The 19,015-nt window shown below is 73.4% G+C and carries 18 protein-coding genes; 12 read left to right on the top strand and 6 right to left on the bottom strand.

Annotated elements, in window-relative coordinates; all coding sequences use genetic code 11:
• Window positions 1-40 precede the first annotated feature (40 nt).
• Window positions 41-1,768 (top strand): DEAD/DEAH box helicase, encoded by a 1,728-nt coding sequence (locus AB0F58_RS13720; RefSeq protein ID WP_357142402.1) that lies wholly within the window; start codon window positions 41-43, stop codon window positions 1,766-1,768.
• 392 nt (window positions 1,769-2,160) lie between these two features.
• On the opposite strand, the gene AB0F58_RS13715 is transcribed toward AB0F58_RS13720, so the two are convergent.
• Window positions 2,161-2,394, bottom strand: coding sequence for a hypothetical protein (locus AB0F58_RS13715; RefSeq protein ID WP_091463143.1), 234 nt, complete (start codon window positions 2,392-2,394; stop codon window positions 2,161-2,163).
• 242 nt (window positions 2,395-2,636) lie between these two features.
• A complete protein-coding gene (locus AB0F58_RS13710) occupies window positions 2,637-4,250 on the bottom strand; it encodes an RNA polymerase sigma factor (RefSeq protein WP_357142401.1) in 1,614 nt (537 codons plus the stop codon).
• A 288-nt stretch (window positions 4,251-4,538) separates the two neighbouring features.
• Here AB0F58_RS13710 and AB0F58_RS13705 point away from each other — a divergent pair, with 288 nt between their 5' ends.
• Window positions 4,539-5,348 carry an inositol monophosphatase family protein gene (locus tag AB0F58_RS13705; RefSeq protein ID WP_357142400.1) on the top strand — a complete coding sequence of 270 codons (810 nt, stop codon included), beginning with the start codon at window positions 4,539-4,541 and terminating at the stop codon, window positions 5,346-5,348.
• A gap of 97 nt (window positions 5,349-5,445) precedes the next feature.
• Here AB0F58_RS13705 and AB0F58_RS13700 read toward each other — a convergent pair whose 3' ends face one another.
• Window positions 5,446-5,967 carry a LytR C-terminal domain-containing protein gene (locus AB0F58_RS13700; protein ID WP_357142399.1) on the bottom strand — a complete coding sequence of 174 codons (522 nt, stop codon included), beginning with the start codon at window positions 5,965-5,967 and terminating at the stop codon, window positions 5,446-5,448.
• Window positions 5,968-6,404: 437 nt separating this feature from the next.
• Between AB0F58_RS13700 and AB0F58_RS13695 the strand changes: the two genes are divergently transcribed.
• Both AB0F58_RS13695 and AB0F58_RS13690 read left to right on the top strand, forming a co-directional pair.
• Entirely contained in the window at window positions 6,405-6,701 is a 297-nt protein-coding gene (locus AB0F58_RS13695; protein ID WP_088980060.1) for a DUF4193 domain-containing protein, read from the top strand.
• 289 nt (window positions 6,702-6,990) lie between these two features.
• Window positions 6,991-7,752, top strand: a complete 762-nt coding sequence (locus AB0F58_RS13690) for a hypothetical protein (RefSeq protein WP_357142398.1) — start codon at window positions 6,991-6,993, stop codon at window positions 7,750-7,752.
• Between the two features lie 13 nt (window positions 7,753-7,765).
• Here AB0F58_RS13690 and AB0F58_RS13685 read toward each other — a convergent pair whose 3' ends face one another.
• Entirely contained in the window at window positions 7,766-8,293 is a 528-nt protein-coding gene (locus AB0F58_RS13685; RefSeq protein ID WP_357142444.1) for a DUF3093 domain-containing protein, read from the bottom strand.
• A gap of 89 nt (window positions 8,294-8,382) precedes the next feature.
• On the opposite strand from AB0F58_RS13685, the gene dut reads away from it, so the two are divergent.
• The 4 genes from dut (at window position 8,383) to AB0F58_RS13665 (ending at window position 10,796) form a co-directional block, all read left to right on the top strand.
• The gene (gene dut, locus AB0F58_RS13680) at window positions 8,383-8,892 is read left to right on the top strand and encodes a dUTP diphosphatase (protein WP_357142397.1); all 510 of its coding nucleotides are present in this window, start codon (window positions 8,383-8,385) and stop codon (window positions 8,890-8,892) included.
• Window positions 8,893-8,917: 25 nt separating this feature from the next.
• Window positions 8,918-9,583, top strand: a complete 666-nt coding sequence (locus AB0F58_RS13675; protein ID WP_357142396.1) for a DUF3710 domain-containing protein — start codon at window positions 8,918-8,920, stop codon at window positions 9,581-9,583.
• 131 nt (window positions 9,584-9,714) lie between these two features.
• Window positions 9,715-10,095 (top strand): OB-fold nucleic acid binding domain-containing protein, encoded by a 381-nt coding sequence (locus AB0F58_RS13670; protein ID WP_357142395.1) that lies wholly within the window; start codon window positions 9,715-9,717, stop codon window positions 10,093-10,095.
• A 26-nt stretch (window positions 10,096-10,121) separates the two neighbouring features.
• The gene (locus tag AB0F58_RS13665) at window positions 10,122-10,796 is read left to right on the top strand and encodes a DUF3159 domain-containing protein (RefSeq protein WP_357142394.1); all 675 of its coding nucleotides are present in this window, start codon (window positions 10,122-10,124) and stop codon (window positions 10,794-10,796) included.
• A gap of 83 nt (window positions 10,797-10,879) precedes the next feature.
• On the opposite strand, the gene AB0F58_RS13660 is transcribed toward AB0F58_RS13665, so the two are convergent.
• Complete coding sequence (locus AB0F58_RS13660) at window positions 10,880-11,569, bottom strand: TrkA family potassium uptake protein (protein WP_357142393.1); 690 nt, start codon at window positions 11,567-11,569, stop codon at window positions 10,880-10,882.
• A 2-nt stretch (window positions 11,570-11,571) separates the two neighbouring features.
• Window positions 11,572-12,237 carry a TrkA family potassium uptake protein gene (locus tag AB0F58_RS13655; protein WP_357142392.1) on the bottom strand — a complete coding sequence of 222 codons (666 nt, stop codon included), beginning with the start codon at window positions 12,235-12,237 and terminating at the stop codon, window positions 11,572-11,574.
• A 168-nt stretch (window positions 12,238-12,405) separates the two neighbouring features.
• On the opposite strand from AB0F58_RS13655, the gene AB0F58_RS13650 reads away from it, so the two are divergent.
• From AB0F58_RS13650 to dxs, 4 genes are read left to right on the top strand one after another with little or no spacing between them, the layout of a single operon-like run.
• Window positions 12,406-14,487 (top strand): APC family permease, encoded by a 2,082-nt coding sequence (locus AB0F58_RS13650; RefSeq protein WP_357142391.1) that lies wholly within the window; start codon window positions 12,406-12,408, stop codon window positions 14,485-14,487.
• 28 nt (window positions 14,488-14,515) lie between these two features.
• On the top strand, window positions 14,516-15,769 hold the full coding sequence (locus AB0F58_RS13645) for a TRAM domain-containing protein (RefSeq protein WP_357142443.1): 1,254 nt from the start codon (window positions 14,516-14,518) through the stop codon (window positions 15,767-15,769).
• Between the two features lie 3 nt (window positions 15,770-15,772).
• Window positions 15,773-17,014: an anhydro-N-acetylmuramic acid kinase gene (locus tag AB0F58_RS13640; protein WP_357142390.1), complete on the top strand. Its 1,242-nt coding sequence runs from the start codon at window positions 15,773-15,775 to the stop codon at window positions 17,012-17,014.
• Window positions 17,004-18,956, top strand: a complete 1,953-nt coding sequence (gene dxs / locus AB0F58_RS13635; RefSeq protein ID WP_357142389.1) for a 1-deoxy-D-xylulose-5-phosphate synthase — start codon at window positions 17,004-17,006, stop codon at window positions 18,954-18,956. The genes AB0F58_RS13640 and dxs overlap by 11 nt, the downstream gene beginning before the upstream one ends.
• The last annotated feature ends 59 nt before the right edge of the window (window positions 18,957-19,015 follow it).

Below are 19,015 nucleotides of genomic sequence, written 5' to 3'. Positions count from 1 at the left end.
CGGTCGGACGGACCTACGGCGGTCGGAGAGGAGCGGTCGGGTGCCTGCCCCGTTGCCCGCGATCGAGACGTTCCCGCCCCTGCGCGCCTGGCAGCGCAAGGCTCTGGTGGTGTACCTGCGCCGCCGGGATCCCGACTTCACGGCGGTCGCCACCCCCGGCGCGGGCAAGACCACCTTCGCCCTGCGGATCGCCGCGGAGTTGCTCGTCGACGGCACCGTCGACGCGGTCACCGTGGTCGCCCCGACCGAGCACCTGAAGACCCAGTGGGCGCTGGCGGCGGCCCGGGTGGGCATCCAGCTCGACGCCGCCTTCCGCAACGCCGACCTGCACTCCTCTGCCGACTTCCACGGCGCGGTGGTCACCTACGCGCAGGTCGGCATGGCCCCGCACGTGCACAAGCGGCGCACCCTGACGCGCCGGACCCTGGTCATCCTCGACGAGATCCACCACGCCGGGGACTCGCGTTCCTGGGGTGACGGGGTGAAGGCGGCCTTCGAGCCGGCGGTGCGCCGCTTGATGCTCACCGGCACGCCCTTCCGCTCCGACGACAACCCCATCCCGTTCGTCACCTACGAGCGGGGCGGGGACGGCCTGCTGCGCTCCCGCGCCGACTCGGTCTACGGCTACTCCGACGCGCTCCGCGACGGCGTGGTCCGGCCGGTGCTCTTCCTGGCGTATTCGGGGGAGACCCGGTGGCGCACCAACGCCGGGGACGAACTCGCCGCCCGGCTGGGCGAGCCGATGACCCAGGATCTCGTCGCGCAGGCCTGGCGGACCGCCCTCGACCCGGCCGGTGACTGGATGCCGCAGGTTCTGCGCGCCGCGGACGCCCGGCTGACCGTACTGCGCAAGGCGGGGATGGTGGACGCCGGTGGCCTGGTGATCGCCAGTGACCAGCAGTCCGCCCGTTCGTACGCCAAGCTGATCGAACAGGTCACCGGCGAGAAGGCGGCGGTGGTCCTCTCCGACGACGTCGGCGCCTCGGCCCGGATCGCCACCTTCGCCGGGTCCGACCAGCGGTGGATGGTCGCGGTGCGGATGGTCTCCGAGGGGGTCGACATTCCTCGCCTGGCGGTCGGCGTCTACGCGACCAGTGCCAGCACCCCGCTGTACTTCGCCCAGGCGATCGGACGGTTCGTCCGGGCCCGCCGTCCCGGGGAGACCGCCTCGGTCTTCCTGCCGAGCGTGCCGCACCTGCTCGGGCTGGCCAGCGAGATGGAGGCCGAACGCGACCACGTGCTCGGCAAGCCCAAGGAGCGGGAGGGCTTCGACGACGACCTGCTGGAGCGGGCCCAGCGGGACGACCAGGCCAGTGGTGAGTTGGAGAAACGCTTCACCGCGCTCTCCGCCACCGCCGAGCTGGACCAGGTGATCTTCGACGGCGCCTCGTTCGGCACCGCCGCCCAGGCGGGAACCCCCGAGGAGGAGGAGTACCTCGGCCTGCCCGGTCTGCTCACCGCCGACCAGGTCTCGCTGCTGCTGAGCAAGCGACAGGCGGACCAACTCGCCGCCCAGCGCCGCCGGGCCGCCACGCGTACCGTCGAGCCGGCCCCCACCGCCCCGCCACCTCCGCCGATGAACGCCGCCCAGCGTCGGGTGGCCCTCCGGCGGCAGCTCAACGCGCTGGTGGCGGCCCGGCACCATCGCACCGGCCAGCCGCACGGCAAGATCCACGCGGAGCTACGCCGGCTCTGCGGCGGACCGCCGAGCGCCCAGGCCACCATCGAGCAGCTCGAGGAACGTATCGCCACCGTCCAGACGCTCTGACCGGTTGTGCACGCCGCGCGCCGACAGCCCGGCAGGTCCACCACCGGCTCCCCCCGACATCGCGGCGGTGTCCGGTCCGGCCGGGGCGCGTGGGTGCTGGGCGGATGCACGGGCGGGGAACACGCGGTGCGGCGGGGGCTGCCGGCTCGCAGCGTACGGACGGTTCCAGCGGACGGTGCACGGCTCCGGACGCCCGGCGGGAGCACCTGACCCCACCGGCCGGCTCCGGGCGTCAGCGGGCTGCTGAGGTGGCCCGAAGAGCCGTCGTGTCACCTGGCTCGGCTCGCACGTCGTCGCCGGTGGGAGCGGCCCGGCGACCGGACGGGGCCGGACAGACGAGAGGACCGGAAGCCCTCAGGGCTTCCGGTCCTGTCATATGTCGCTCTTGCGGTCTAGTTCGCCATCAGGTCGGCACCGCGCCAGGTGAACTCCGGGTCCGTCGCGTACCGCACGGTGATCTTCACGAGATCCTCCGCGTACTTGTTCGCGTGGTGCCCACAGAACACCAGTTCGCTCCCACCAGCCAGAGTGATGCGGAGCTTGCCGGCAGCATTGCAGCGGTCGCACCGTTCATCGGCGGCTGGGGGAGCCACCGTCTCGGGCGGCGGCGTGAGGGTCGGGGTCATCGCCTTCCTCCTCTGGTCGTCACCGATGAACACTCTCGTCGGTCATTGCTCACCTATCGTGCAACACCCTTGCCGGGCTCTGCCTTCCCAGTGTGCCCGCGGGGGACCGGGGTCACACCTGGGAGACAGTGTGCCGTGCACCAAGGGTGCCACGTCAACGATCACAATCGTGCAACCGCCCCGTCGCCGGGGCGTGTTGTACGTGTGGTGATCAAACCGACACCGTTTGTTGACGGAACTGCTCAGTCCAGGTAGTCGCGGAGGACCTGGGACCGGGACGGGTGGCGGAGCTTCGACATCGTCTTGGACTCGATCTGCCGGATGCGTTCCCGGGTCACCCCGTACACCTGGCCGATCTCGTCCAGCGTCCGGGGCTGACCGTCGGTCAGGCCGAAGCGCAGCCGGACCACGCCCGCCTCCCGCTCGGAGAGCGTCTGCAGAACCTGCTGGAGCTGGTCCTGCAACAGCGAGAACGACACCGCGTCGACCGCGACCACGGCCTCCGAGTCCTCGATGAAGTCACCGAGCTGACTGTCCCCCTCGTCACCGATCGTCTGGTCCAGGGAGATCGGCTCCCGAGCGTACTGCTGGATCTCCAGCACCTTCTCGGGTGTGATGTCCATCTCCTTGGCCAGCTCCTCCGGCGTGGGCTCGCGGCCCAGGTCCTGGAGCAGCTCGCGCTGGATGCGGCCGAGCTTGTTGATCACTTCGACCATGTGCACCGGGATGCGGATGGTGCGGGCCTGGTCGGCCATGGCGCGGGTGATGGCCTGGCGGATCCACCAGGTGGCGTAGGTGGAGAACTTGTAGCCCTTGGTGTAGTCGAACTTCTCGACGGCGCGGATCAGGCCGAGGTTGCCCTCCTGGATGAGGTCGAGGAAGGCCATGCCCCGCCCGGTGTACCGCTTGGCGAGGGAGACCACCAGCCGCAGGTTCGCCTCCAGCAGGTGGTTCTTGGCCCGCTCACCGTCCCGGGAGATCCAGCCCAGGTCGCGCTGCATGTCGCGGTTGAACTTCTCCTCGCCCTCCTCGGCGGCGCGCAGCCGCTCGGCGGCGTAGAGCCCGGCCTCGATCCGCTTGGCGAGTTCCACCTCCTGCTCGGCGTTGAGCAGCGGAACCTTGCCGATCTGCTTGAGGTAGGCCCGGACGGAGTCGGCGGAGGCGGTGAGCTCGGCGTCCCGCCGTGCCTGCTTGAGGGCCTCGGACTCCTCGTCGTCCCACTCGAAGTCGTTCTCGCTGGCGGAACTGGCCGCGTCGGCCTCGGCGGCCCGGGTCAGTTCGGCCGGCTCCTCGACCACCACGTCCTCGATCGCGGCGGCGAGTTCCTCGGGGTCGATGTCGCCTTCGGGCCCCTCGCCGCCCTTGGCCTTGCCGGCGGCCTTGGCCGGCGTGCCGGGGGCGCCGGGCACCGCGACCGCCGCCTTGGTGGCCCGGGTCGCCTTGGCGGCCTTGGCCGGTGCCGCCTTGGCGGCACCCTCCGCGGTCGCGCCGGCCGCCTTGCGGGGGGTGGCCTTGCGCGGGGCCGGCGTGGTCTCCTCGGCGGAGGGGGCCTGCTTCGGCGCCGGGGCGGCCGTCTTCTTGGTGGTCTTGGCGGTGGTGGCCCGGGACGCCGGTGTGGCCGACCGGGCGGCGGAGACCCGGCGGCGGGTGCTCGCCGAACCGTCGACCACCACGGTCACGCCCGCGTCGGAGAGCGCGCGCAGGATCTTCTTGGCCTGGGCCGGAGTCACCTCAGCGGACTCGACGGTGCGCGCGAGCTGGGCCGACGTCAACTGGCCGCCGGCGCTCTGCGCGTGGGCGATCAGCGTGTCGGTGAGCGAGCGTACGTCGGCGCCGGTGTGGCGGGGTTCTGTCACGAATGACCTTCCGGAGGCGATGAGCGAGCACGGCCGGGTTCGCTCGGCGCAGCATGGGGCACCGCGTCGGGCGATGTGGTTGAGGAACCCCCGTGTCCCGGGCCGGCCGGTCGTCTGGCGGTCCGTGGCGCGTGGGCAGGGGTGAATTGTAACGCCGTCTGCGGCGATCATCCTGCGCCGCACGGCGTACCGGCGGCCGGGGGCCGCGAAATTGGCGAACTTGTGGACTTTGTAAGGATGATACTCGCGGGCGCATCGGGACGTTCCGAACGGGCGGAAGGGGACACCATGGGTGCGGCGAGGCCGGCGGAACTGCTCGAGATCGCCGTCGGGGTGGTCCGGTCGGCGGCCGCGACCGCCCACCGGATGTGGGGTGAGGGGGTCGCGGCGGTCGCGACCAAGAGCACCGCCACCGACGTGGTGACCGCCGCCGACCGGGCGGTGGAACGGCAGGTCACCGAGGAACTGCGCCGGCTGCGCCCCACCGACACGGTGCTGGGTGAGGAGTACGGCGCGGGCCCGGCGGGGTCCGTCGGCGGGGTCCGGTGGATCGTCGACCCGATCGACGGCACCGTCAACTACCTCTACGGCCTGCCGTACCACGCGGTGTCCCTGGCGGCCGAGGTCGACGGCCGGGTGGTCGCCGGCGTGGTCCGCAACATCGCCACCGGGGACGAGTGGACCGCCACCCTGGGCGGCGGCGCGTACCGGGAGGGCCGCCGGCTGCGCGGGTCCACCGAGACCGATCTCGGTCAGGCGCTGGTGGCCACCGGCTTCGGCTACGCCCCGGCCCGCCGGGCGCACCAGGCGCAGGTGGTCGCCGCGTTGATCCCGCACGTACGGGACATCCGCCGGCTGGGGGCCGCCGCGCTCGACCTCTGCCTGGCCGCCGAGGGGCGGGTGGACGCGTACTACGAGAAGGGGCTGGCCGCCTGGGACATGGCCGCCGGCGCCCTGGTCGCCGCCGAGGCGGGACTACGCGTCACCGGTCTGGACGGGCGGGACCCCGGCCCGGACATGCTGGTCGCGGCGCCACCCGCCCTGCACACCGCGCTGCACGACCGCCTCGCCGACCTGGACGCCTCCGGCGGGCCGTGACGCCCGCCGTCCCCGGTGGCGGCCCGGCGGTGCCGTACGGAAGCCCGGGGCGGGTCCCGTACGGCACCGGGCCGGTCGTCGGCCCGTCGACGAACGGCTAGTCGTCGACCGGCGCCGGGCAGGTGTTCTCCGGAGCCTGCGGCGAACCGAGGTCGCCGAGGGACTGGTTGACCTCGGTGGTGGTGGCGAGCTGCTGGAACGAGGTGCCGATCACCACGTCCACCACGTCGTCCTCGCGCTTGGCGTCGTACTCGTAGACGGCCTGGTTGAGGAAGTACGCGCGGAGCAGGTGGGCCGAGCCGACACCCTTCGGCCCGTACCGCAGGGCGGCGACCTCGTCGACGGCGCGCTTCTGCGGGTCGTTGGTGGCCTTCTTCACCTGGAACCGCCGGTTGCGGAAGTCGTCCGCGACACTGGTGGCCAGGCCCGCCTTCTCGGTGGCGTTGTAGACGTTGATCTTCACGTCCTTGGACTCGCGCAGGGTGACGTCGGCCAGCGGCCACCCCGCCGGGCAGCCCTTCGCGGTGCCGGCGTCGCTCTGGCTGTCCTTGACCAGTGCCACGACCGTGAAGACCAGCGCGAAGGCCGCCAGCAGACCGACGACAACGAGTGCTCGCACTCGCGCAAAGCTCATCTGGGCGCTCCCCCGGGAGAGGTGGACGAGGACGGCCCACGACGGGGCGGCCGTACGGACGGGCCGTCGGGTACGCCGCTGAGGTTATCGGTTGTCCGGCGGACGCGTGGAAACAGCCGGACATGCCGGCGTGCCGACCGGCGAGAGGGTAGGACTACCCCTATCTTCGTGTCGCCTGAGTCACATTGGGAACATCTTTGGGGACGAGGGCGTACATCCGTGCCATGAGAGCGGTATACATGCCTCGCTTAGAGGGGGGTAAGGTACCGCGCTCACTGGGGGACGTTCCTCTGGCAAGCCCCGATCCGACCAGCCGTCGGGTCGGGTGACCGACACTGTGGTGGCCGGCCAGCGGAACCGGGACAGCGTCGTCCGGCGTGACAACCGGGTAGCGACCATATCGAAATGGGAGAGTGAAACCGATGGCCACCGACTACGACGCCCCGCGTCGCGACGAGGTCGACCTCGGCGAGGACAGCCTGGAAGAGCTCAAGGCCCGGCGGGTCGACTCACAGTCGGGCGCCGTGGACGTCGACGAGGCCGAGGTGGCCGAGAGCTTCGAGCTGCCCGGTGCCGATCTGGCCGACGAGGAACTGACAGTCAAGGTGCTACCGATGCAGCAGGACGAGTTCCGGTGTGCCCGCTGCTTCCTGGTCCACCACCGCAGTCAGCTCGCGACCGAGCGCAACGGGGAACTGATCTGCCGCGAGTGCGTCTGACCGTGTCCCGCGACGCCTCCGGAGGAGCCGTCGCGGGGCGCGATCGTCGTGCGCCGGTGTGCGGGAACTGCTTCACTCGGGGACGGTACGAGTGGTTCCCGGACGGCGGACGACGCGGGAGGGCGACGGTATGAACGGACGTGGGGCGGAGCCGACCCCGGAGCCGGCGACCACGACGGGGTCGGGCCCCTCGCCCGACGGTGGGCCAGTGGGCCCCTCGCCCGACAGCGGACCGGTGGGCTCGTCGCCCGACGGCGGACCAGGGGGGCGATCGCCCGACGGTGGACCGGTGGGCCCGTCGACCGGCGACGACCTGGGGGCGACCGTCGCGGCGCTGACCGCCGACGACCTTCCTCCCGCCCGGCGTCGACAGCTGCTGACCCGGCTGGTCGGTCAGGCCCGCGCCCGGGGTCTGGCCGACCTGTTCAAGCCCCGCGCCGCCCTGCGCTGGATGACCGAGACGGTCGGTGAGATCGCGCCGTACGTGCCCGTGCGGGATCTGGCCACCCTGCGCCGCCACCACGACGGACTGGACGACGAGGCGCTCGCCGAACGCCTGATCCGCAACGCCTCACGGGCGACGGCCGGGGTGGGGGCGGCCGGAGGCGGCGTCGCCGCCGTGGAGTGGGCGGTGGCCCCGACCCTGCTCTCCGCGCCGGTGCTGTTGGCCGCCGAGACGGTCGCCGTGGTGGCGATCGAGCTGAAGCTGATCGGCGAGCTGCACGAGGTCTACGGTGTCCCGCTACCGACCGGCGGCACCCCGCGCACGGTGGCGTTGCTGCACTCCTGGGCCAGCCAGCGGGGCATCAACCCGATGGCGCCCGGCGTCGGGGTGGCGGCGGTGCTCGGCACGGCGGCCCGGCGGGAACTGCGGGACAGCCTGCTCAAGCGCTTCGGCCGCAACCTGACCACGCTCGGGCCGTTCCTGACCGGCGCGGCGGTGGCCAGCTACCTCAACCGGCGGGCGACCCGTTCGGTGGGTGACCAGGTCCGCGCCGACCTGCGCTGGCAGCGCCGAGGGCTGCCCGGCCTGCCGCCGATCGCGTCCTGACCGACAGCCGGAGTCAGTCGCCGGTCGGGTCGGCTTCGGCGGAGACGGTCTCCCGCCGGCCGGCGGCGGTGTCCCTCGCCGTCAGCAGGGCCGCCGCGAGCCGCACCGGGTGCCGGGTGCTCACCACCCAGAACGGGGTCGGGTCGGCCGGGTCGTCCAGCAGCACCTGCACCGCCCCGCCGATCCACGGTCGCTGCACCACGAAGGCGAGCGGGTCGGCGCCGACGCCGAGCACCTCGCGCCGGCCTTCCGCGTCCAGTGGCACCACGTCGGCCACGAAACGCACCGGCAGCCGGGCGTCGTCCACCCGCAGCTCGCCGTCGTCGACCGCGACGCGGATCCGTCCCAGCCACCACAGCCCGGCGACGGTGGCCGGCAGGAGCACCACGAACGGCAGCCAGGCCCGCAGACCGGGGGCGCCCATCCAGATCTCGACGGCGAGCAGCACCGCGACCGCGAGACCGCCCAGCCAGAGCCACCACGGCAGGGTGAGCCGCTCGGCGTACGTCCCGGGCGGGCTGGGCGGGGAGGAGGGCGACAGACTCACACTCCGAGGGTACGGCGCGGCGCGGGCGTCGGAACCGGCAGGATGGCAGGGTCACCGGAGCGAACCGGAGGAAGAGGCGAGACGTGAAGGACCCCGTACCCGTACCCGTACGGCAGCTCGATCCGCAGCTGCCGCTGCCGGCGTACGCCCATCCCGGCGACGCCGGGGCCGACCTGGTGGCGGCCGTCGACGTCGAGCTGGCGCCGGGCGGGCGGGCGCTGGTGCCCACCGGCGTGGCCCTGGCGTTGCCCGACGGGTACGTCGGCCTGGTGCACCCGCGCTCCGGACTCGCCGCCCGACTCGGCGTGACGGTGCTGAACGCTCCCGGTACGGTCGACGCCGGCTACCGGGGTGAGATCATGGTCAACCTGATCAACCACGATCGGGTGAGCCCGGCGCGGATCTCCCGTGGCGATCGGATCGCGCAGCTCGTTGTGCAGCGGGTGGCGCGGGCCGATTTCCATCCGGTGACCGCGCTGCCGGACTCGCGCCGTGGGGCCGGTGGACACGGATCGACCGGCGGGCACGCCGGCCTCGTCCCGCCGCCGGCCGACGGTGGGGCGGGCGACCAGACGGAAGAGGTGGCACGGTGAGTGCGAACAGCGGAGGGTGGGCGCAGTGATCTTCTCCCGAAAGCGGGCCGGTTCCGAGCGGCAGGCCCGCGACGAGCGGGCCGCCGAGCCCCGGGTCGGGCAGGACACCGACGAGCCGACCGGGCGCACGTCCGGGGGCCCGTACGACATCTCCGAGGCGCCCGACGGCGTCCAGCGGCTCGACCTGGGCAGCCTGCACATCCCGGCGGTGCCCGGGGTGGAGGTGCGGGTGCAGGCCGACCCGCAGGGCGTGGTCCAGCAGGTCGTCCTGGTGCACGAGCAGAACGCCCTCCAGCTCGGCGTCTTCGCCGCGCCGCGCAGCGACGGCATCTGGGACGAGGTGCGCGAGGAGATCCGGCAGTCGCTGTTCAACGACGGGGCCGCCGCCCAGGAGGTGGCGGGGGAGTACGGCACCGAGCTGCGGGCCCGCCTGCGCACCCCGGACGGCATCACGGACCTGCGGTTCATCGGCGTGGACGGCCCGCGCTGGATGGTCCGGGGGGTCTTCCAGGGCGCGGCGGCACTCGACCCGGCGGCGGCCGGTCCGCTCGCCGAGTGCCTCGACGGCCTGGTGGTCGACCGGGGACAGGAGGCGAAGCCGGTGCGGGAGCCACTGCCGTTGCGGCTGCCCCGCGAGGTCGCCGAGCAGCAGCAGGCGCAGGCCGCGTCCGACGGCTCCGGCGAGGCCTGACCGACGCCGGCGGTGACCGGCGGCACCGGGAACCCCGACCCTCGGCGTACGCTGACGGGTACGGGTCCCGGTGCCGGACCCGCCCCGGGTACCGGTCCGCCGGTCGGCGTGGAGAGGGTGACGCGGAGGTCATGGTGACCGACGAGGGTCGGGTGTCGCTGCGTCGCCTGCTGCGCCGGTTCACCGCCGACGAGGCGGAGATCGAGGCGCAGGAGCTGCGCCGGGAGAGCGCCCAGAGCGGCGGGACGCCCGCACGGCAGTGCCAGCGTGGACAGGTCGTCTCGGTGTCCGGCCGGTTGCGTACCGTGGTGTACACGCCCCGGACCAACCTGCCGACGCTGGAGGCCGACCTCTACGACGGCAGCGACGTGGTGACCCTGGTCTGGCTCGGCCGCCGGCACATCGCCGGCATCGAGCCGGGCCGGCACCTCACCGCACGGGGGCGGGTGGCCGTGCGGGACGACCGCAAAGTCATCTACAACCCGTACTACGACCTCGAGTCGCCACGGTGACGGGCTCGCGAGCGGAGGACGTACCGATGACCACTGGGCAGCAGCCGGCCGCTCCGCCCCGGGACGACTCACCGGACGAGGAGCGCCTGCCGACCCTCGCCGAGCAGATGGCCGACCAGCTCGGCGGCTGGCGCGGGCTGGTGGAGTCCAGCGTGCCGGTGGTCGTCTTCGTGGCGGCCAACATCGTCACCGACCTGCGTCCGGCGATCATCGCGTCGGTCGGGGTGGCGCTGGTGATCGCCGTGCTGCGGCTGGTCCAGCGCCGGCCGGTCCGGCACGCGGTCAACGGCCTCTTCGGCGTCGGGATCGGCGCGGCGATCGCCTGGCGCACCGGCGACGAGAAGACCTTCTACCTGCCCGGCATCCTCTACGGCATCGCGTACGGTCTGGTGCTGCTCGGCTCGGCCGCCATCCGGCAGCCGCTGGTCGGGTGGATCTGGTCGGTGCTGGCCGCGGGTGGCCGCGCCGACTGGCGGCACGATCCCCGGCTGGTGCGCACCTTCACCTGGCTGACCGCGCTCTGGGGCGTGGTCTGGCTGGCCAAGGTGGGTGTGCAGGCCGCCTTCTACCTCGCCGACATGGACACCGCGCTGGGCATCGCCCGGCTGGCGCTCGGCTACCCGCCGTACGCGCTGCTGCTGCTGATCACCGTCTGGGTGGTCCGCCGGGTGACCCGGGAGCCCGCCGCCCCCACCGCCTGAGCGCCCGCCCGCCGGCAGCGCCGTCGGAACGGGCGCCGGCCCCGTGGGGTGCCACGTCGGACCGGGTGGCTCCCGGTCGCGGCTCAGCGGCCGTTGCGGGTGCGTTCGACGCTGTCCGGGCCGAGCACCACCGCGCGGACCGAGTCCTCGACCTCGGCGGTGCAGACGAAGACCAGCTCGTCGCCGGCCTCGATCGTGTCGTCGGGGGTGGGCACCAGCACCCGCCGGCCGCGCACGATGGCCACCAGCGCGCTGTCCCGGGGCAGCGGGACGTCCCGCAGCGGCTGCCCGACGTAGGGGGCGGCCGGCGGCAGGGTGATCTCGACCAGGTTCGCCTCGCCCTGCCGGAAGGTCATCAGCCGGACCAGGTCGCCGACGGTGACCGCCTCCTCGACCAGGGCGGCCATCACCCGCGGCTTGCTCACCGCGACGTCGACCCCCCACTGCTCGGTGAAGAGCCACTCGTTCTCGGCGCGGTTGACCCGGGCGACCACCCGGGGCACCGCGAACTCCGTCTTGGCCAGCAGGGAGACCACCAGGTTGACCTTGTCGTCGCCGGTCGCCGCGACCACCACGTCGCAGCCGGCGATCTCGGCCTCCTCCAGGCTGCTCAGCTCGCACGCGTCCGCCAGCACCCAGTCGGCGCCCGGTACCCGGTCCGGGCGGAGCATCCGGGGCTGGCGCTCGATGAGCATCACCTGGTGGCCGTTGTCGATGAGTTCCTGGGCGATCGAGCGGCCCACGTTGCCCGCCCCGGCGATGGCGATGCGCATGCTCAGTGCCCTCCTTCCGGCGGGGCCACGGCCACCGCCGTCACCGCCGCCGCGATGTCGTCGGTGACCAGCATGAAGAGTTGGTCACCCTCCTGCACCACGGTGGAGGCGGTGGGGAGCGTGCCGATACCGAAGCGGGTCAGGTACGCGGTGCGCGCCCCGGTCACCTCCTCGAGGGTGCGCAGCGGTCGGCCGATCCACTCCTTGTGCGTCGGCACCTCGATGATCGACACCGTGCTGGTCGGGTCGCGGAAGATCTCCACGTTCCCCTCGGGGATCAGGTGCCGCAGCATCCGGTCCGCGGTCCACCGGACGGTGGCGACGGTGGGGATGCCGAGGCGTTCGTAGACCTGGGCCCGGCGCTGGTCGTAGATCCGGGCGGCGACCCGGGCCACGCCGAACGTCTCCCGGGCCAGCCGGGCCGAGATGATGTTGGAGTTGTCGCCGCTGGAGACCGCCGCGAAGGCGTCCGCCCGCTCGATGCCGGCCTGACGCAGCACGTCCCCGTCGAACCCGGCGCCGGTCACGGTGACCCCGGCGAAGTCCGGGCTGAGCCGCCGGAAGGCGTCGGCGTCCTGGTCGATGACGGCCACCGAGTGACCGCGCGACTCCAGGTTCTGGGCGAGGGTGGAGCCGACCCGGCCGCACCCCATGATCACGACATGCACGGCGTCCCTCCCGACGGTGCGCGGTCAACCCGCCCCGACGGGCGTGGTCGTCTGCGAGCCTGCCACGTTCGTCGCTCCGGCGCGGAGGAGACGGTACCCCGGACCGGCCCGCGCGGTGGTCGGGCACCCCGGGGTGGACCACCCGGTCTGGCCGTACGCTTAGCGGTTGTGGCCAGTCCCACCTCGCTGCTGAAGCGACTCCTCGTCGGTCGTCCGTTCCGGTCCGACCGACTCCAGCACACACTGTTGCCGAAGCGCATCGCCCTGCCGGTCTTCGCCTCCGACGCGCTCTCCAGCGTCGCGTACGCCCCCGACGAGATCCTGCTGACCCTCTCCATCGCGGGCGCGTCGGCGTACCTCTTCTCCCCGTGGATCGCCTTCGCGGTGGTCGTGGTGATGCTCACCGTGGTCGCCAGCTACCGGCAGACCGTGCACGCCTACCCCTCCGGCGGCGGTGACTACGAGGTGGCCACGGTGAACCTCGGCCCCCGCTTCGGCATCGGGGTGGCCAGCGCGCTGCTGGTCGACTACGTGCTGACCGTCGCGGTCTCGGTCTCCTCCGGGGTGGCCAACCTGGGCTCGGTGATCCCGTTCGTCGCCACCCACAAGGTGCTCGTCGCGGTGACCGCGGTGGTGCTGCTCACCGCGATCAACCTGCGCGGGCTGCGCGAGTCGGGCACGGCCTTCGCCGTCCCCACCTACGGCTTCATCATCGTCGTCGTCGGCATGATCCTCACCGGCCTGGTCCGGGTCTTCGTGCTCGGCCACGACCTCCGCGCGCCCAGCGCCGACCTGGAGATCGTCGCCGAGTGGAGCGACATGACCGGCTGGGCCATGGCCTTCCTGCTGCTGCGCAGCTTCTCCTCCGGCTGCGCCGCGCTCACCGGCGTGGAGGCGATCTCCAACGGGGTGCCGGCGTTCAAGCGGCCGAAGAGCCGCAACGCGGCCACCACCCTGCTGCTGCTCGGCACGGTCTCGGTGACCATGCTGGTCGGCATCGTCTGGCTGGCCCGGCTGACCGGACTCCAGTTCGTCGAGGACCCGGACCTGCAGATCGTCGCCGGCCCCGAGGGGTACGTCCAGAAGACGGTGGCCGCCCAGCTCGGTGAGACGATCTTTGGCTCCGGGTCGGTGCTGCTCTTCGTGGTGGTCGGGGCGACCGCCCTGATCCTCTTCCTGGCCGCGAACACCGCCTTCAACGGTTTCCCGGTGCTCGGTTCGATCCTCGCCCAGGACCGCTTCCTGCCCCGGCAGCTGCACACCCGGGGCGACCGGCTGGCCTTCTCCAACGGCATCGTCTTCCTGGCCGTCTTCGCGATCGTGCTGATCGTCGGTTTCCAGGCCGAGGTGACGAAGCTCATCCAGCTCTACATCGTCGGGGTGTTCGTCTCCTTCACCCTCTCCCAGGCGGGCATGATCCGGCACTGGAACCGGCTGCTGCGTACCGAGCGGGACGCCCAGGCCCGTCGCCGGATGGTCCGCTCCCGCGCGATCAACGGTTTCGGCATGGTGTTGACCGCGACCGTGCTGGTCATCGTGCTGGTCACCAAGTTCCTCCTCGGCGCCTGGATCGCCATCGCCGCGATGGCGGTGATCTACGGGCTGATGGTCGCCATCCGGCGGCACTACGACCGGGTCGCCGTCGAGCTGACGCCGGACGAGGGCCGACCCGTGCTGCCCGCCCGCAACCACGCCATCGTGCTGGTCAGCAAGCTGCACCAGCCGACCCTGCGGGCGGTGGCGTACGCGCAGGCCACCCGGCCGGACTCGCTGACCGCGGTGACGGTCAACGTGGACGACAAGGACACCCGGGAACTCCAGGCCGAGTGGGAACGGCGGGCGGTGCCGGTGCCGCTGACCGTGGTCGACTCGCCGTACCGGGAGATCACCCGGCCGATCCTGAACTTCGTCGCCTCCACCCGCCGGGAGTCGCCCCGCGACGTGGTCACCGTCTTCATCCCCGAGTACGTGGTCGGCCGCTGGTGGGAGAACCTGCTGCACAACCAGAGCGCGCTGCGGCTGAAGACCCGCCTGCTCTTCGAGCCGGGAGTGATGGTGACCAGCGTGCCCTGGCAGCTCGCCTCGTCCCGGGGCAAGGACCTGACCCGGTTCGACGCGACGCTCAGCCGGAGGCCGGCGCGGGGGCCCCGGGTGGCCCCGCGCAGTACGCTGCCGCCGACCGTCCCGCCGGTGCCCACGGCGGCACCCGGCGAGGGCGGCGACCGGGGACGGGAGGCCGGCGATGAGTGACGTCGACGTCGAGGTGGAGGGCGCAGGGATGGAGCCGGAGGTCGCCGGGCAGGACGTTCGGACCGGGCCGGAGGAGGCCGAACGGATCGAGCTGACCGTCGGGGCGGTCGCCCCGGGCGGGCACTGCGTGGCGCGACTCGACGGGCAGGTGGTCTTCGTCCGGCACGCGCTCCCCGGGGAGCGCGTGGTCGCCGAGGTCACCGAGGTGCACCGGGGGTTCCTCCGGGCCGACGCGGTGACCGTGCTCCAGGCCGCGCCGCAGCGGGTCGAGCCACCCTGCCCGTACGCCGGGCCGGGCCGGTGTGGCGGCTGCGACCTGCAACACGTCGCGCCGCAGACGCAGCGGGAGTGGAAGGCGGCGGTGGTGCGCGAGCAGCTCACCCGGCTCGGTGGCCTCACCGACGCGGAGGTGGACGCGCTCGACCCGCAGGTCGCGCCGCTGCCCGGCGGCCCGCTGGGCTGGCGTTCCCGGGTCCGCTACACGGTGGACGCAGCCGGTCGGGCCGGGCTGCTCAAGCACCGTTCGCACGAGGTCGTCCCGATCGACCGCTGCCTGATCGCCCACCCGGCCGTCCAGGAGCTGCCGGTGCTGGCGACCGGCTGGCCGGCGGCCGAGACGGTGGAGGTGGTCGCCTCCACCGGCGGGGACGTCACCGTCACCGCGGTCGCCGAGGGGGTCACCACCCCGGTACGCGGCCCGGACCCGGTTCACGAGGTGGCCGCCGGCCGGGACTGGACCCTGCCGGTCGCCGCCTTCTGGCAGGTTCACCCGGCTGCGGCGGACACCCTGGTCACGACCGTGCTGGAGCTGCTCGGGCCCCGCCCCGGCGAGACCGCCTGGGACCTCTACGGCGGGGCCGGGCTCTTCGCCGCCGCGCTCGCCGGTCGGGTCGGGCCGCGCGGCCGGGTCACCCTGGTCGAGGCGGCCGCCGACGGCGTCCGGGCGGCCCGGGAGAACCTGGCCGACACCGACCGGGTCGAGGTGGTGCCGGCCCGGGTGGAGACCGCCCTGGCCCGCCGCCGGATCACCGGCCCGGTCGACGTGGTGGTCCTCGACCCGCCGCGCTCCGGCGCGGGCGCGCGGGTGGTCCGCGACCTGGTCGCCGCCGGCCCGCGCGCGGTGGCGTACGTGGCCTGCGACCCGGCCGCCTTCGCCCGCGACGTGCGCACCTTCGCCGCCGCCGGGTGGCGGCTGGCCGACCTGCGCGGGTTCGACCTCTTCCCGATGACCCAGCACGTCGAGCTGGTCGGGTTGCTGCTGCCGCCGGCCGGGGAGGGCTGAGCCGTGCTACGGATCGTGGGACTGATGTCCGGTACCTCGTACGACGGGGTGGACGTGGCCGCCGCCGAGTTCGCGGTGGAGGGGGAGACGCTGCTGCTGCGCCCGCTCGGCCACCGGGGGATCGACTACGACGACGAGCTGCGTGCCGCCGTCGGGGCGGCGCTGCCACCGAACGCGACCACCGTCGAGGCGGTCTGCCGGCTGGACAACCGGCTCGGCGAGGTGTTCGCCGAGGCGGCGGCGGTCGGGGTGGAGCTGGCCGGTGGCCGGGCCGACCTGGTCGTCTCGCCGGGCCAGACGGTCTTCCACTGGGTGCAGGAGGGGCGGGCCCTCGGCACCCTGCAACTGGGCAGCCCGGCGCGGGTGGCCGCCCGGGTGGGCGTACCGGTGCTCAGCGACCTGCGCAGCGCGGACGTCGTCGCCGGCGGGCAGGGCGCGCCCCTGGTGCCGGCGTTCGACGCGCTGCTGCTCGCCGACGCGGCGGCCACCGGGCCCCGGGCCGCGCTGAACCTGGGCGGCATCGCCAACCTCACGGTGGTCGCCCCCGGCACGCCCCCGGTCGGGTACGACATCGGGCCGGCCAACGCGCTGCTCGACGCGGCGGCCCGCCGGTTCCTCGACGCGCCCTGCGACGCGGGCGGCGCGCGGGCCGCCGCCGGTCGGGTGCACCCCGACCTGCTGGCGTCGCTGCTCGCCGAGCCCTACTACGCCGCCGCGCCGCCGAAGTCGACCGGAAAGGAGCTCTTCCACGCCGGTTACCTGGACGACCGGCTCGCCGCGCTGGGCGGGCCGGTGCCCGTCGACGACCTGTTCGCCACGCTGACCGAACTGACCGCCCGGACCGTGGCCGCCGAGTGCGACCGGCACCGGGTGGAGGAGGTGGTCGCCGCCGGGGGCGGGGTGCGCAACCCCACCCTCCTGGGCCGGCTGGCCGCCCTCGGCGAGGGGCGCTGGCGGCTGCGCACCACCGACGAGCTGGGGGTGCCCGCGCAGGCCAAGGAGGCGTACGCGTTCGCCCTGCTGGGCTGGCTCTCCTGGCACGGCCTGCCCGGGGCGGTGCCCTCGGTCACCGGGGCGCGGCGGGCCGCGGTGCTGGGGTCGTGGACCCCGTCCGGGCCGCCCCGCGCCACCGTCGCCACCCCGGCCCCGCGTCGGCTGCGGGTGGTCGAGCACCGGTCCGGCCCCGATGCGGCCCGGACTGCGGACTGGGCGACGGCCGATAGACTCGTCTCCCATGAGTGTTGAAGAGGACACGGCCAACCACGGCCGGCTACTGGCCACGGTGCACGGTCCGCAGGACGTCAAGCGGATGTCCGCCGAGGAACTGGACATCCTCGCCGCCGAGATCCGGGACTTCCTGATCGCCAAGGTCTCCCGCACCGGCGGGCACGTCGGCCCCAACCTCGGCGTGGTGGAGCTGACCATCGCCATGCACCGGGTCTTCGACTCCCCCCGGGACCGGCTCCTGTTCGACACCGGCCACCAGGCGTACGTGCACAAGATCCTCACCGGCCGGCAGGCGGGCTTCGACCGGCTCCGCCAGCGCGGCGGCCTCTCCGGGTACCCGAGCCAGGCGGAGAGCGAGCACGACCTGATCGAGAACTCGCACGCCTCCACCGCCCTCTCCTACGCCGACGGCCTGGCCAAGGCGTACAAGCTCCGGGGCGAGCAGCGCAGTGTGGTCGCCGTGGTCGGCGACGGGGCGCTGACCGGCGGCATGTGCTGGGAGGCGCTGAACAACATCGCCACCGCCGGCAACCCGCTGGTGATCGTGGTCAACGACAACGGCCGGTCGTACGCGCCGACCATCGGCGGGCTCGCCGACCACCTCTCGTCGCTGCGGCTCAACCCCGGCTACGAGAAGATCCTGGACACCGTCAAGGACGCCCTCGGCTCGACCCCGCTGGTCGGCCGGCCGATGTACGAGGTGCTGCACGCGGTCAAGAAGGGCATCAAGGACGCGGTCGCCCCGCAGGCGATGTTCGAGGACCTCGGCATCAAGTACGTCGGCCCGGTCGACGGGCACGACCGGGACGCGGTCGAGTCCGCGCTGCGGGCGGCGAAGAACTTCGGCGGTCCGGTGATCGTGCACGCGGTGACCCGCAAGGGCTACGGCTACCGCCCCGCCGAGGAGGACGAGGCGGACTGTTTCCACGGCCCCGGTGCGTTCGACGTGGCGACCGGCAAGCTGGTCGCCGCGCCGTCGGTGAAGTGGACCCACGTCTTCGCCGACGAGCTGGTCGCGATCGCCGACGAGCGGCCTGACGTGGTGGGCATCACCGCCGCCATGGCCGAGCCGACCGGCATCGCCAAGCTCGCCCGCAAGCACCCCCACCGGGTGTACGACGTCGGCATCGCCGAGCAGCACGCGGCCACCTCGGCGGCCGGGCTGGCGCTCGGTGGCCTGCACCCGGTGGTGGCGGTCTACGCGACCTTCCTCAACCGGGCCTTCGACCAGGTCCTCCTCGACGTGGCGATGCACAAGCTCCCGGTCACCTTCGTGCTGGACCGGGCCGGCGTCACCGGTCCGGACGGTCCCAGCCACTACGGCCTGTGGGACATGTCGGTCTTCGGGGTGGTGCCGGGCCTGCGGATCGCCGCACCCCGGGACGCCGCCACGCTCCGCGAGGAGCTGCGCGAGGCGGTCGCCGTGGACGACGGCCCGACCATCGTCCGCTTCCCGACCGGCACGGTCGCCGCCGACCTGCCCGCCGTGCGCCGGGTCGGCCCGGTGGACGTGCTGGCCGAGTCGGCCCGTACCGACGTGCTGCTGGTCGCGGTCGGCTCCTTCGGCCAGCTCGGCATGGAGGTCGCCACCCGGGTCGCCGAGCAGGGCTACGGGGTGACCGTGGTCGACCCGCGCTGGGTGCGGCCGGTTCCGGCGGAACTGGTCGAGCTGGCCGCCGCGCACCGGCTCGTGGTCACCGTGGAGGACGGCGTCCGCACCGGCGGGGTCGGCAACGCGCTGGCCCAGGCGCTGCGCGACGCCGACGTCCGGGTCCCGCTGCGGGACCTCGGCGTACCGGCCGACTGGCACCCGCACGGCACCCGGGCGCAGATCCTCGCCGACCTGGGCCTGACCGCGCAGGACGTGGCCCGCGACGTCACCGGTTGGATCTCCGGCATCGACTCCGAGCCGGTCGAGCCGGTCCGGCTCGCCGCCGGCAAGCCCGCCGCACAGAACTGACACCCGGCCGGCCGGCATCCCCACCCGGGATGCCGGCCGCCGCGTCTGCGGCGGGAGGG

Source organism: Micromonospora sp. NPDC023956 (assembly GCF_040639195.1).
In the GTDB taxonomy this organism is placed as follows: Bacteria; Actinomycetota; Actinomycetes; order Mycobacteriales; family Micromonosporaceae; genus Micromonospora.
This window is presented reverse-complemented; position numbering and strand designations above follow the sequence as displayed.